The following is a 13,524-nucleotide window of genomic DNA, read 5'->3' as shown; positions in this document are numbered from 1 at the left end:
GACGACGTGACCGCGGACGCCGACCGCTGGGTTCCCGAGCCCGCGAAGGACAGCGGGTACGGGCGTACCCCGTTCGAGCGCGACCGTGCCCGCGTGCTGCACTCGGCCGCGTTCCGGCGGCTGGCCACGAAGACGCAGGTGCACACCGCCGGGTCCGACGACTTCCTGCGTACGCGGCTGACGCACTCGCTGGAGGTCGCGCAGATCTCCCGCGAGATGGGCGCCCGGCTGGGCTGCGACCCGGACGTCGTCGACGTCGCGGGGCTCGCCCACGATCTCGGGCACCCGCCGTTCGGTCACAACGGCGAGCAGGCCCTCGACGCGGTCGCCCAGCCGTGCGGCGGTTTCGAGGGCAACGCACAGACCCTGCGGGTGCTCTCCCGCCTGGAGGCCAAGGTCGCCGGTGCGGGCCTCAACCTCACCCGCGCCTCGCTGGACGCCTCCTGCAAGTACCCGTGGCCCCGCAGGCCCGGCACCCGCAAGTTCGGCGTGTACGCCGACGACGCCGAGGTCTTCGCGTGGATCCGCGCGGGCGCCCCGCCCGGCGAACGCCGTTGCCTGGAGGCGCAGGTCATGGACTGGGCGGACGACGTCGCGTACTCCGTGCACGACGTCGAGGACGGCATCCACGGCGGGTACGTGGCGCTGCGCCCGCTGCTCGACGACCCGGACGAGCGCGCCGCCCTGTGCGCGGACGCCGCCGCCGCGTACGCCGACGAGCCGGCCGACGCGCTGGCGGGCGTCCTCGATCAGCTGCTGGCCGACGAGGTGGTCCGCGCGGTCGCCGACTACGACGGCGGGTTCACCGCGCAGATCGCGCTCAAGCGGATGACCAGCGTGCTCACGGGCCGGTTCGTGGCCTCCGCGATCGGCGCCACCACCAGCCGGTACGGCACCGATCCGGTACGCCGCTACGCCGCCGACCTGATCGTCCCCCGTACGGTGCGTCACCAGTGCGCGCTGCTCAAGGGCGTGGCTCTGCGCTACGTGATGCGCGCCCGCGCCGCCGAGCAGTGGTACGAGCGGCAGCGGCAGATCCTGACCGAGCTGGTCGAGGTGCTGACCCGGCGCGCGCCGGAGCACCTGGATCCGGTGTTCGCCCCGCTGTGGAAGGCCGCCACGGACGACGCCGCGCGCCTGCGAGTGGTGATCGATCAGGTCGCGTCACTGACCGATCACGGCGCGGTGGCGTGGCACCGCACCCTCGTGGCGGACGCCGGCTAGCTCAGGGCAGGATGTACCGGTGGCCAGGGTCAGGGATGAGGACATCGCGCTGGTCCGCGACCGTACCTCGATCGCCGAGGTGATCAACGAGACGGTGACGCTGCGCTCGGCGGGCGGCGGCAACCTCAAGGGCCTGTGCCCGTTCCACGACGAGAAGACCCCGTCCTTCACCGTGTCGCCTGCCCGAAATGTCTACTTCTGCCACGGCTGTGGGGCGGGCGGCGACGCGATCAAGTTCCTCATGGACGCCGAGCACCTGACGTTCATCGAGTCGGTCGAGCGCCTCGCCGGCAAGGCGGGCATCCAGCTGCGCTACGAGGAGACCGGCCGTACCCAGAATGGCCCGCGCCCGGCCGCGGGCCAGAAGCAGCGCCTGGTCGCGGCGCACGCCGCGGCGGCCGACTTCTACCGTGAGCAGCTCGGCACCCCGGCCGCGCGGGTGGCCCGCGAATTCCTCGCCCAGCGCGGCTTCGGCCGCGAGGCGGCGCAGAGCTACGGCTGCGGCTTCGCCCCCGAGGGCTGGGACAACCTGACGAAGCACCTGCGCCAGCAGGGCTTCACGGCCGACGAGCTGACCAGCGCGGGGCTGGCGAAACCGGCCCGCTCCGGCTCGCTGATCGACCGCTTCCGGCGCCGCCTGATCTGGCCCATCCGCGACCTGACCGGCGACGTGATCGGCTTCGGTGCCCGCAAGCTGTTCGAGGATGACGACGGCCCGAAATACCTGAACACCCCCGAGACGCCGCTGTACAAGAAGTCCCATGTGCTCTACGGCATCGACCACGCGAAGCGGGAGATCGCCCGGCAGGGCCGCGCCGTGATCGTCGAGGGCTACACAGACGTGATGGCCTGCCACGAGGCGGGCGTGCCGACCGCGGTGGCGACCTGCGGTACCGCGTTCGGCGCGGACCACATCGGGGTGCTGCGGCGCCTGCTGATGGACAGCGACAGCTTCGCCGGGGAGATCATCTTCACGTTCGACGGGGATGCGGCCGGGCAGAAGGCGGCGCTGCGGGCGTTCGAGGAGGATCAGCGCTTCGTCGGTCGTACCTTCATCGCGGTGAGCCCGGACAACATGGACCCGTGCGAGCTGCGCCTGGCCAAGGGCGACCTGGCCGTTCGCGACCTGGTCGCGCGCCGCGAGCCGCTGGTGGACTTCGCGCTGCGCCAGGTGCTGTCCCGCTTCGACCTCGACACCGTCGAGGGCCGGGTCGAGGCGATGCGCAGGGCCGCGCCGCTGGTCGCGAAGATCAAAGACCGGGAGAAGCGCCCCGAGTACGCGCGAAAGCTCGCCGGCGATCTCGGCATGGACATCGAGCCGGTGCAACGGGCCGTGGCCGCCGCGGCCGGTGGCGAGTCGCCCGCCCCCTCGCCGCGGGTCCCCGCGCAGCCCACCGACAGCCCGCAGCGGCTGGTGGAACGCGAGGCGCTGAAGCTGGCTCTGCAGGTCCCCGTGCTGGCCGGGCCGATGTTCGACGCGCTGGGCCCGGAGACCTACGGCCATCCGGTGCTGCAGGCCGTGCGCATCGCCATCGCCGAGGCGGGCGGCACGGCCGCGGCCACCGGCGGCGCGGTCTGGATCGAGGCGGTCCGGGACGCATGCGCGGACCTGGGCGGCAAGGCGCTGGTCGGCGAGCTGGCGGTGGAACCGCTGCGCCTGGACGGCGACCCCGACCCCCGGTACGTGCAGGTGACGCTGGCCCGGCTGCAGGTGGGCGCGGTGACCACCCGGATCCGGGATCTGAAGTCCAAGGTGCAGCGGGTCAACCCGGTGGCACACAAGGACGAGTACCTGGCCCTGGCCGGGGAACTCTTCTCGCTGGAACAACACGCGCGCGCGCTGCGCGAACAGGCGGCAGGTGGACTGTGAAGCTGCTACGACGACGCCCGAAGCTGCCCGCGGCACTCCGGCCCGCCCTGCACCCCGAGGAGCGGGTGCTGGCGTGGGCGTACGTGGGCGAGCCCGGCGGCCCGGTCGCGGTCGCGACGAACCAGGGACTGTGGCTGCCCGACCGGCCCCGGCTCGGCTGGCACGAGATCCACAAGGCGGCGTGGTCCGGGCGGGAGCTGCGGATCACCCCGGCCGAGGTGGCCGAGCAGCGAGACGGCTACACCGTGCTGGAGGACGGGCCGGTCGTGACGTGCCTGCTACTGGAGCCGGGGGAGCTGCCCGATCAGGTACGCGCCCGGGTGACCCGCTCGGTGGCGTACACCTCGCACCACGCGCTCGCGCCCGGCGGGGTGCGGGTGGTGGGCCGGCGGGTGAGCGGCGTCGACGGCCTGAGCTGGTCCGTACGCTACGACTCCGGCACCCCCGTGGACGCCGAACCGGTGATCCAGCTGACCGACGAACTGGTCGGCGTCGCGCAGGAGGCGACCGCCCCGCCACCGTGAACGCCGCGCACGATGTCAGACCCCCTCACTAGGGTCGGCCGGGTGAGCGACCAACCCCTCATCCACGCGCGTGGCCTGGTCAAACGGTTCGGCGACTTCACCGCGGTCGACGGCATCGACGTCGACGTGCTGCCCGGCGAGTCGTTCGGCTTCCTCGGGCCCAACGGCGCCGGCAAGAGCTCCACCATGCGGATGATCGGCTGCGTGTCCCCGCCGACCGACGGCGTCCTGCGCATCCTCGTCCGGGACCCGCGCCGCGAGGGCCCCGCGATCCGGGCGCGCCTCGGCGTGTGCCCGCAACTGGACAATCTCGACCCGGAGCTGACCGTCCGGGAGAATCTGACGACCTACGCCCGGTTCTTCGGCATCCCGCGCACGGTGGCCCGCGCCCGCGCCGCGGAGTTGCTCGACTTCGTGCAGCTCGGCGAGCGGGCGACCAGCAGGGTGGAGCCGCTGTCCGGCGGTATGAAGCGTCGCCTCACGATCGCCCGCGCCCTGGTCAACGAGCCCGAGCTGATCCTGCTCGACGAGCCCACCACGGGCCTGGATCCACAGGCCCGGCACCTGGTGTGGGAGCGGCTGTTCCGGCTCAAGCAGCGCGGCGTCACCCTGGTGCTGACCACGCACTACATGGACGAGGCCGAGCAGCTGTGCGACCGCCTCGTGGTGATGGACGGCGGCCGGATCGTCGCCGAGGGCTCGCCCCGGGCGCTGATCGAGCGGCACGCGACCCGCGAGGTGGTGGAGCTGCGGTTCCACGTGGAGTCCCGGGAGGTCTCCGCGGACAAGCTGGACGGTGTGGGGGAGCGGGTCGAGGTGCTGCCCGACCGGGTCCTGCTGTATGTGGCGGACGGCGACGAGGCGGTGGCCGAGGTGCACCGGCGCGGGCTCGCCCCGGCCAGCGTGCTGGTGCGCCGCAGCAGCCTGGAGGACGTCTTCCTGCACCTGACCGGCCGGACGCTGGTGGACTGAGATGACCGCGACCCTCTCGGTGCTGGAGTACCACCTGACCAGCTACCGGCGCATCTGGCGCTCCAGCGTGCTGTCGTCGTTCGTGCTGCCGCTGATGACCATGCTCGGCTTCGGGGTGGGCGTCGGCGCGTACGTCACCGGCGGCGTCGACGGGGTGCCGTATCTGGACTGGATGGTGCCCGGGCTGATCGCCTCGACCGCCGCGCAGGTGGCGATCGGTGACTCGGCGTGGCCGGTGTTCGGCAACTTCGAATGGACGAGGGCCTACTTCGGTCAGGCCGCCGCCCCGCCGCGGGTCGCCGACATACTCGCCGGGCACCTGGCGTTCGTCGTATTCCGCGCGGTCACCGCCGCGGCCGCCTTCCTGCTGATCGCCACGGCGTTCGGCACGATGCACTCGTGGTGGGCCCCGGCCACCGTGCTGGTGGGCGCGCTGGTCGGGCTCGCGGTGGCCACACCGACCTTCGCGTACGCGTCCGCCGTGCGCAGCGACAGCTACCTGGCGATCCTGTTCCGGCTCGGGGTGCTGCCGATGTCGCTGTTCTCCGGGGTGTTCTTCCCTGTCGCCTCGCTGCCGGAGGTGCTGCGCTGGGTGGCGTACGCGCTGCCGCTGTGGCATGCCGTGGATCTGAGCCGGGCCGCCACTCTGGGGGTCGCTCCCGCGTGGCCGGTGACCGGGCATGTGGCGTACCTGGCGGTGTGGGCGGGCGCCGGGTGGTGGCTGGCATACCGGCGGTTCCACCGCCGGCTCGTGGTGTGAGGGGACGTGATGGTGACTCTGGTGCTGCCGCGGCTGGTGTCCTTCGAGGGTGCCGGGCGCCGCTCGGCGTCGGTGGTGGAGCGCAACGTCGCCGCGCTGCGCACCGCGTACTGGGTGGTGCTGCTCTCCGGTTTTCTGGAGCCGGTGCTGTACCTGTTCTCGATCGGCGTCGGCGTGGGCGCCCTGGTCGGTGACCTGACGCTGCCGGACGGCCGGGTGGTCGGGTATGCGGCGTTCGTGGCCCCGGCGATGCTGGCGTCGTCGGCGATGAGCGGGGCGCTGGCCGAGACCACCTTCAACTTCTTCGGAAAGATGAAGTACATGCGGCTGTACGACGGGATGCTGGCCACCCCCGTCCGGCCGATCGAGGTGGCCTCCGGCGAGCTGGCCTGGGCCATGATCCGCGGCAACATGTACGCCGCGGCCTTCCTCGTGGTCATGGTGGCGATGGGCCTGACCACCGTCGGGCTGGCGCTGATCGCGTTCGCGGCGGCCGTGCTGGTGGGCTTCGCGTTCGGCGCGGGCGGGATGGCCCTGTCCACGTTTCTGCGCAGCTGGCAGGACTTCGACCTGATGGTGGCGGTGCAGTTCGCACTGTTCCTGTTCTCCGGGACGTTCGTGCCCGCTCAGGCGTACCCCGCGCTGCTGCGCTGGATCGTGGAGCTGACCCCGCTGTACCGCTCTGTGCATCTGATCCGGGGGATCACCACCGGGGTGTTCACGCCGAGCCAGCTCGCCGACGTGGCGTACCTGCTGGTGCTGCTGGCGGTGGGACTGGTGGTCGCGGGCCGGCGGATGGAGCGCCTGCTGTGCAAGTGAGCGCGACCCGCCCACCCGTTGGTGGTAGTCGCGATGATCGGCGGCGGGATTAGACCAGACTGGTGGCGGGAATCAGGTGGGCAGGTCGTACGCCGGCACGCGGCACCGGTTCGTGCGGGCGGCGGCCGGGCAGACGCAGACGCGCACGGGTCCGGAGGGAAGCCCCGCCATGAAGCTCTTTCGCAGGTCCGACGAGAGCACCGATGAGGTGCGGGCCGCCATGGCCGCGGCGCGCGACACCAACCGCAACGTGACGGGATTCGACCGCCCGGACGCGGCCACCGACGCCCGGGACCGCTCCGATTCCCCGGGCCGTGCCGGGGCGGCCGCGGGCTCCCGGCAGTCGCCTCCCGGGCCCGACGAGGGCCCGCACGGGCCGCTGGACCTGCCACGCGGCGGCAAGCGAGCCGCCCTCAAGCGGACCTTCCAGCAGTTCTCGCAGGACAACATCTCCGACTGGGCGGCCGCGCTGACGTACTACGGCGTGTTGTCGATCTTCCCGGCGGCCCTGGTGCTGGTGTCGATCGCGGGCATGCTCAGCTCGAACGGGCAGCAGACCGTCCAGGACACGGTCCACCAGATCGCGCCCAACGATCAATTGCAGAGCCTCGTCGACACGGTGCTGGGGCAGGTGAAGGATCCGGGCACGGCAGGGCTGGCCGCGATCATCGGTCTGGTGGTCGCGTTCTGGTCGGCGTCCGGCTACATCGCCGCGTTCATGCGCGCCTCGAACGCCATCTACGACGTGCCCGAGGGCCGCCCGATCTGGATGACGCTGCCGATCCGGGTCGGCGTCACCGCCGTCATCGGCATCATGCTCATGCTCTCCGCCGTCATCGTGGTCTTCACCGGCCAGCTCGCCCACGTCGTCGGCGACAAGATCGGCCTCGGCGGCGCCGCCGTCACCACCTGGAACATCGTCAAGTGGCCGGTGCTGGTGATCCTGGTCAGCCTGATGTTCGCGATCCTGTACTGGGCCTCGCCGAACGCGAAGACGGGCGGCTTCCGGTGGGTCAGCCCCGGTGGCATCTTCGCCGTCGTGCTGTGGGTCGTCGCCTCGGCGGCCTTCGCGATCTACCTGGCGAACTTCGCCAACTACAACAAGACGTACGGCACCCTGGGCGGCGTCATCGCCTTCCTGGTGTGGCTGTGGATCTCGAACATCGCGATCCTGCTCGGCGCCGAGCTGGACGCCGAACTGGAACGCGGCCGCGCCATCGCGGCGGGCCATTCGCCCGACGACGAGCCGTTCCTGCAGCTGCGCGATGACCGCAAGCTGAAGAAGGGCAGCGAGAAGGGCCTCAGCACGCGCAGCACCGCGGACGCGGGTACGCGGTAGCGCGCCCGCGCCGGGTGTCTCGTCCCCCGGTGGAGTGATCGTGTCCGAACGTGCATTTGATGCACGGCGGTCGTCGCTCTCCGTGGTGTGCCGACTTGTCCCCACGGCTTTCCGGAGCAGGTCACCGCGGGCAAGCTGATAGACAGGCGACGATGTACGGTCCTCGCCGGGGTCGCGTTCTCGCCGGTCGCGGCGCCGCTCCTCGCACCTGCCGGTGATCCGGCGAGCCGCCCACCCGCGTATCCCGGGACGAGCAACCCACGGATGGAGGCGTCATGGCAACGCTGTGGTCCGCCACGCACGCGTCGGAAGTCCACGATCGACCAGTCCATACTGGAGTCCCGAGCACGAGCCGATGCACGTGCATCTGCATCGGCGAGGCCCTGGTCCCGGGAGGACACTGATGCGGTTGCGCCACCGTTCGGGCCGGATCGTGCACCTCGCCTGCGACCTCGACCTTCCGCCCGCCCGCGACCTCGCCACCCTCATCGCCCAGCTCGACACGTACGCGAACGCCGTGCGTGCCCGGCTGGAGGTCGACACCCTCGGGCTCGGGCTCTGGCTGCCGCCGTCCCTCGCCGCCCTGCTCGCCGGCAACGGCCGCGCCCGCATCCGCCTCCGCGCCGAGCTCGACGCGCGCGGCCTCGAGGTGGTCACCCTGAACGGCGTACAGTACGACGACGAACTGATTACGCGCAGTAGTCAACCCGACTGGAGCGATCCCGCCCGGCTGGAGTACACCCTCGACCTCGCCCGCATCCTCGTCGACCTGCTGCCGGACGACACCGTCCGCGGCGCCGTCAGCACCCTCGGCCTGGGCCGCAGCGACACCTGGGACGCCGAGCGCGAACGATCCTGCGCTCGCATCCTCGGCCGGCTCTCCAGCGGACTCGCCGAGATCGCCTGGCAGACCGGCCGCGCCGTCCGGGTGGGCTTCCAGCCCGCTCCCGGCCACGTCCTGGGCAACGCCGAACAGACCGCGACCGCCCTCGCGCGCACCGACAAGGACCGGCTCGGCATCTGCCTCGACCTCGCCGACCTCGCCTGCAGCTGGCAGGACCCGGCCGACGCGCTCACCCGGCTCGCCGACGCCGGGCTGTCGATCGTCCAGGCACGCATCGCCGCCGCCCTCGAGGCCGCCGACCCCGACAAGGCCGCCGACGCGCTGCAGGTCCGCCTCGACGATGATCGTCAGTACCCGGTCACCAACCCCGACGGCGCCCACTTCGACGACCTGCCCCGGGCCTTCGCGGCCGCCGCACCCGGACCCTGGCGGATCCGATGTCCCGCGCCCCTGCGCACCGCCGCCCGGTCCAGCCTGACCGCCACCACGGAGGTGTGGCGCACCGCGGTGCGCCACCTGATGGCCGGGGACACCCCCGGCACCGAGTTCATCGACGTGGCCACCGGCGCCTGGCACCCGATCCGATCGGCGGCGGACGCCGGTCAACCGCGGGGCTGGTCGGCCGATCCGGTCGCGCAGGCCGACGCCATCGCGGCGGAGTATTCGTACGCCCACGCGGAACTCACCGGCCGCGGCCTGTCACCACCCACCACGGCCCGCGCCGCCTGACCCACCACCCTTTCCCCGCGCAACCCGGGCCGTCCCGCCCCGCACAGAGATCGGGGCCGCCCGGTCCGGACGGCCCCGATCACACACGGCGGTGTCAGTACGTCTTACCGGCGCTGTTCGATCCGGACAGCGAATCGCTGGACGCCGTGACCTTCGCGGAGCGCGCGTTCGAGCCTCCCGAGGCCGAGCTCTCCGCCGAGTGCATCATCTCGCCCAGCTTCGACGAATTGAGCTTGTCCTTGCCCTCGGCGTACAACTTGTTCGCCTGAGCCTGGGCAACGCCGGCGGCCTCCTGCACGCTCGGGTGCTCCCACAGCTTCTTGGCGCTGGCCCGGATCTCCTCGTACTTCTCCCGGCCGGCGCGGCTGCCCAGGACGAAGCCCGCCGCGAGACCGCTGATGAACATGAGCTTTCCGCGCATGGCGGCTCCTTCCACTCGGTGACGCGCGTGCGTCTGCGGTGGTACGTACCCATCCTGCCGGTCCGTCACACCCGCATCCCGTGTTTTACCCATCCGGCGCGTCCCACACCCGCCCCGCACAACGTCCGCCGCGTCCTGTACTGTGTATCCGTCGCCACGACAGCCGGGTAACCGGTGTCGGCCGCGATCCCCTGTAGCTCAATTGGCAGAGCAGCCGGCTGTTAACCGGCAGGTTATTGGTTCGAGTCCAATCGGGGGAGCTTCTTTCACCACCCGCCCACCGGGCGGGTTTTTGTTTGCCCTGCCCCCGGAGGCACGCGACGTTAGGCTGGGTTCCGCGTCGAATGTCCCGTTGGTGAGGTGCCCGGTGTCCCAACCCATACAGGTGGACGTTGCCATCATCGGCGGCGGCCTTGCCGGGCTGGCCGCTGCCCGCCGGCTCGACCGCGCCGGCGTCGACTGGCTGCTCGTCGAAGCAGCCGACCGGCTCGGCGGCCGGGTCGCCACCGACGTCGTGGACGGCTGGCGGCTCGACCGGGGATTTCAGGTGCTCAATACCGCGTACCCCCGGCTCCCCGCCCTGGTCGACCTCGGCGCCCTCGACCTGCGCTACTTCACACCCGGCGTGCTCGTGCGCCGCGGCGGCACCCTGCACCGCCTGGAGAACCCGCTGCGCGACCCGCTCGCCGCCCCGCAGACCCTCGGCTCCGGCATCGGCAGCCTCGCCGACCGGCTCAAATTCGGCGCGCTGGCGACCCGGTGCGCCACCATCGACCCACGCAAGCTGCTCGACGCGCCCGAGACCACCACCGAAGAGGCGCTGCGCCGCGCCGGACTCTCCTACCGGATCATCGAAGAGGTGCTCCGCCCATTCCTGTCCGGCGTGCTGGCCGACCGTGCGCTGGACACCTCCAGCCACGTCTTCGCCATGGTGCTGCGCTCGTTCGCCCGCGGACGGCTCGGGGTGCCCGCCGCCGGGATGGCCGCCCTGCCCGCGGCGGTCGCCGGGCCGCTGCCGTACCCGCAGCTGCTCATCGGCGCCCGTACCCTGTCGGTCAGCCCCGGCCTGGTGGTCACCGACGGCGGCGAGATCCACGCCCGCACGATCATCGTCGCCACCGACCCGGCCACCGCGGCCAGCCTGCTGCCCGCACTGCCGCGACCGCGGATGCACGGCCTGACCACCTACTATTTCGGTACGGCTGAGCCGCCCATCGGCGAACCCACCCTCCTGATCGACGGCGACCGGAGGGAGATCATCGCGAACACGGTCGTCGTGAGCAACGCCGCCCCCGAGTACGCCCCACCCGGCCGCAGCCTGATCGCCGCCAGCGTCGTCGGGGTGTCGGCACCGTCCGGAGCGTCCGAGGCCGTCGTACGCACCGAACTCGCCCGCATCTACGGCGTACCCACCGACGACTGGGATCTGATCAGCATCGCCTCGGTGCCCGAGGCGCTGCCGGCCGCCCCGGTGCCCCAAGGGCGCCTGCGTAAGCCCGTCGACCTGGGCGACGGACTGTTCGTCGCGGGCGACCATCGCGACAGCCCGTCCATCCAGGGTGCACTGGCCGGCGGCTGGCGTACGGCCGGGGCTGTGCTGGCGATGTTGGGAGCCGCTCCGGCGGCGGTGTGAACTGCGGTTTCGGGGGCGGAGGCGCCCGGACGCGTTCATGGGAGGAGCGTGGCTCGGTGGCTCGGAGTCGGACACGCGGGATAGGATCGCCGCCGGTATGGGGGCGGTAGCTCAGTGGGTTAGAGCAGGGGACTCATAATCCCTCGGTCGCGGGTTCGAGTCCCGCCCGCCCCACCAGCGTGCCTGGTCAGCGGCCTTATCTCCTCGGTGAGGTGGCGTCGAGGGAGCCCCGTACAGCAGCAAGGTACAGCAGGGGCCTCGGCTCAAGCTCTCCCCGAGGCGCTTGAGGGCGTCGCGTGTCTGCTGATCAGTGACCTGGCTGTAGATCTCCATCGTGATCTTGAAGTTGGCGTGCCGGAGATCTGCATGGCTACCCGGGGTGCACGTCCAGGTCGGCCAGCAGAGATCCGCAGGTACGCCGCGCGTCGTGCACCATGATCCGGCGGGCGTGGTGGACGAAGCGGTCTTGGATGTGTCCCGCGTACTCTCACGCCGATGTGAGGGCCGCGTTGACCCATTGACAGAAATCAAGCTGGAGAGTGTCGGATCTGCCGGATGCCGTTCGTAGCGTATGCAGAGACGGACATCAGGTCCGGAAGATCAGAAGGAGCGGACATGCCTGAGTACCTTATCTACTTCAATCAGCAGTGGGTGGGGGACCACACCGAGGAGTGGTTCCGCGGGCGCGGTCCGCTCGCCAGGGCGGTCGTTGACGAGATCAAGGCCGCCGGGGCATTCGTCTTCGCTGGGGGCCTGGAGGAAGAGGACGGCCCGGTCTTCAGCGCAGACGCCACAAGCGGTGCGATCGTCTTCACCGACGGGCCCTATGTCGAGACCAAAGAGTTCCTGGGTGGCCTGACCATCGTGAACGTGCCGGATGAGGCCACCGCCCGGATGTGGGCCGGCAAAATCGCGGAGGCATGCGGCTGGCCACAGGAGGTTCGCCGGTTCAAGCCGCAGCGCGTCTTGCAGGGATGAGATCGTCACTCGTCGACTGAGCGTGGCCGGCGCCGGGGTAACGTCGCTGCTGCGATACCGCTCAGCATTCGACCCAGGCGCGGCTCCGGGGCGGCCAGAAATGTGCCGCCCCGGAGCCGGCCGACGAAGCGCTTCGCCGTACTCGTCTGGCAGCCGCAAATGAGAGCGAACCTGTCGATCACCTCGACCTGGCCTGGCCGGGGCTGCGGTCCTATGTCAATGAAACAAGTAGCCGCGGATGGTGCGTGCCGCTGGCAGTCTTCGTCGCGCGGCATGCACGCGGCATGCACGCCGGTATGCAACGCGGCATGTACGCGGCGTCGGCCGGTCCCGGCGGCCGATCCGGGCCCGGCGCCGTCACCGAAACGCCGTATCGTCGCCCTCCGCGGCCTCCCACACCGCTCGGGCTGGGCGCTAACCGAGCAGCGTCACCAGCGCGGCCCTGGACCTCGAGCATCGCCGCCGTGTACTGCATCGCGTACGGATCGCCAAGGTCGATAGCTCGGCTGAAGGCGCGCAGCGCCGTTGGGCCGTCGCCATGGTCACGGAATGCGACACCCACTGCCGTGATGGGGAAGATCGCATCCTGATCCAGGACCGGGTCCAGCCAGCGAAGCGCGCCCTGGTGATCGCCGCGCTCCAACGCGAGCCGTACACCAGGCCCACCATGGCGTCCGGGTCGCCGCGGTCTGCGGCCTCCTGCCACACGACCTCGGAGCGTTGGTATCAGCCTGCCCCGCGTAGAGGCTGCCCTGATCAAGGCGAAGGGAGGGCGGCAGTACTCCTGCTTTGATTGGGCCGATCTCTCCACCCTCGGTGTCCAAGTTGGCAGGCTCGGAGTAGTCGGATCGCCCACACACTGTGGAGGGACCGTCCCGGCGCCCGCGCGTAGTCGATTACCAGTCGATGCGGGCCCGCAGCGTTCAGGTCGGCGAGCAGCATGCGGTGGAGCCGGTCGAACACCCCAGCGTCGGTCCACCGTTTGAGCCGTCGCCAGCAGGTCATCACGGAGCCGCACGCGAGTTCCTGCGGCAGGTCTTCCCACCCGATGCCGGTGTAGAGCACAAACAAAATGCCCTACAGGTACTGACGGTCCGGGACCGGCCGTGGCCCGGGTGCTCTGTCCGGCCAGGGCGGCCACTTGGGCCCGATCCGGTCCCACAGATCGTCGTCGATGATCCACGGCTGACCCACGCCCCTCGAATGAGATGGATCTCAACACGGTGGCGCTGATCAATATCGGTTCAGTTGTAGATCATGTTAGGGGCCCTAAATACGTGTCGAGGATCTGCAAATTGCACAATGACAGCGGTGAGGATAACCATGTGACAAGTTTCCGCTTGTGAGAGACCTCTACCCGCAGTATTTTGAAACTAAATACATGTAAAGAAAGTGCAAATTGCACATTGAC

The 13,524-nt window shown here is 70.7% G+C and carries 12 protein-coding genes, 2 tRNA genes and 1 pseudogene; 12 read left to right on the top strand and 3 right to left on the bottom strand.

The window, feature by feature from the left end:
* The first annotated feature begins 6 nt into the window (after positions 1-6).
* The 8 genes from ACMCNN_RS22660 to ACMCNN_RS22625 all read left to right on the top strand — a co-directional run bounded on the left by ACMCNN_RS22660 (position 7) and on the right by ACMCNN_RS22625 (position 9,081).
* Complete coding sequence (locus tag ACMCNN_RS22660; RefSeq protein ID WP_412742524.1) at positions 7-1,224, top strand: deoxyguanosinetriphosphate triphosphohydrolase; 1,218 nt, start codon at positions 7-9, stop codon at positions 1,222-1,224.
* Between the two features lie 19 nt (positions 1,225-1,243).
* Positions 1,244-3,094, top strand: a complete 1,851-nt coding sequence (gene dnaG, locus ACMCNN_RS22655) for a DNA primase (RefSeq protein ID WP_412742523.1) — start codon at positions 1,244-1,246, stop codon at positions 3,092-3,094.
* On the top strand, positions 3,091-3,618 hold the full coding sequence (locus ACMCNN_RS22650) for a hypothetical protein (RefSeq protein ID WP_412742522.1): 528 nt from the start codon (positions 3,091-3,093) through the stop codon (positions 3,616-3,618). Before dnaG ends, ACMCNN_RS22650 begins: the two co-directional genes overlap by 4 nt.
* A gap of 42 nt (positions 3,619-3,660) precedes the next feature.
* The gene (locus tag ACMCNN_RS22645; RefSeq protein WP_412742521.1) at positions 3,661-4,590 is read left to right on the top strand and encodes an ABC transporter ATP-binding protein; all 930 of its coding nucleotides are present in this window, start codon (positions 3,661-3,663) and stop codon (positions 4,588-4,590) included.
* Between the two features lies 1 nt (position 4,591).
* Positions 4,592-5,350, top strand: a complete 759-nt coding sequence (locus ACMCNN_RS22640) for an ABC transporter permease (RefSeq protein WP_412742520.1) — start codon at positions 4,592-4,594, stop codon at positions 5,348-5,350.
* A 9-nt stretch (positions 5,351-5,359) separates the two neighbouring features.
* Positions 5,360-6,169 (top strand): ABC transporter permease, encoded by an 810-nt coding sequence (locus ACMCNN_RS22635; protein ID WP_412742519.1) that lies wholly within the window; start codon positions 5,360-5,362, stop codon positions 6,167-6,169.
* A gap of 220 nt (positions 6,170-6,389) precedes the next feature.
* Positions 6,390-7,508, top strand: coding sequence for a YihY/virulence factor BrkB family protein (locus tag ACMCNN_RS22630; protein WP_412747244.1), 1,119 nt, complete (start codon positions 6,390-6,392; stop codon positions 7,506-7,508).
* A gap of 403 nt (positions 7,509-7,911) precedes the next feature.
* Complete coding sequence (locus ACMCNN_RS22625; protein WP_412742518.1) at positions 7,912-9,081, top strand: sugar phosphate isomerase/epimerase family protein; 1,170 nt, start codon at positions 7,912-7,914, stop codon at positions 9,079-9,081.
* A gap of 94 nt (positions 9,082-9,175) precedes the next feature.
* Here ACMCNN_RS22625 and ACMCNN_RS22620 read toward each other — a convergent pair whose 3' ends face one another.
* Positions 9,176-9,502 carry a hypothetical protein gene (locus ACMCNN_RS22620; RefSeq protein ID WP_412742517.1) on the bottom strand — a complete coding sequence of 109 codons (327 nt, stop codon included), beginning with the start codon at positions 9,500-9,502 and terminating at the stop codon, positions 9,176-9,178.
* Positions 9,503-9,689: 187 nt separating this feature from the next.
* Between ACMCNN_RS22620 and ACMCNN_RS22615 the strand changes: the two genes are divergently transcribed.
* From ACMCNN_RS22615 to ACMCNN_RS22605, 3 genes are all read left to right on the top strand, one after another.
* Positions 9,690-9,762 (top strand) — tRNA-Asn (locus ACMCNN_RS22615).
* A gap of 125 nt (positions 9,763-9,887) precedes the next feature.
* Positions 9,888-11,135 (top strand): NAD(P)/FAD-dependent oxidoreductase, encoded by a 1,248-nt coding sequence (locus tag ACMCNN_RS22610; RefSeq protein ID WP_412742516.1) that lies wholly within the window; start codon positions 9,888-9,890, stop codon positions 11,133-11,135.
* Between the two features lie 100 nt (positions 11,136-11,235).
* Positions 11,236-11,312: transfer RNA gene (locus tag ACMCNN_RS22605), tRNA-Ile, on the top strand.
* Between the two features lie 81 nt (positions 11,313-11,393).
* On the opposite strand, the pseudogene ACMCNN_RS22600 reads toward ACMCNN_RS22605, so the two are convergent.
* Positions 11,394-11,574, bottom strand: a pseudogene (locus ACMCNN_RS22600) (site-specific integrase); the annotation flags it as partial.
* A gap of 176 nt (positions 11,575-11,750) precedes the next feature.
* Between ACMCNN_RS22600 and ACMCNN_RS22595 the strand changes: the two are divergent.
* Positions 11,751-12,113 carry a YciI family protein gene (locus ACMCNN_RS22595; RefSeq protein WP_412742515.1) on the top strand — a complete coding sequence of 121 codons (363 nt, stop codon included), beginning with the start codon at positions 11,751-11,753 and terminating at the stop codon, positions 12,111-12,113.
* Positions 12,114-12,869: 756 nt separating this feature from the next.
* Here ACMCNN_RS22595 and ACMCNN_RS22590 read toward each other — a convergent pair.
* Positions 12,870-13,178 (bottom strand): transposase, encoded by a 309-nt coding sequence (locus ACMCNN_RS22590; protein ID WP_412742514.1) that lies wholly within the window; start codon positions 13,176-13,178, stop codon positions 12,870-12,872.
* Between the last annotated feature and the right edge of the window lie 346 nt (positions 13,179-13,524).

Source organism: Krasilnikovia sp. MM14-A1004 (assembly GCF_047159485.1).
Taxonomy (GTDB): domain Bacteria; phylum Actinomycetota; class Actinomycetes; order Mycobacteriales; family Micromonosporaceae; genus Actinoplanes.
This window is presented reverse-complemented; position numbering and strand designations above follow the sequence as displayed.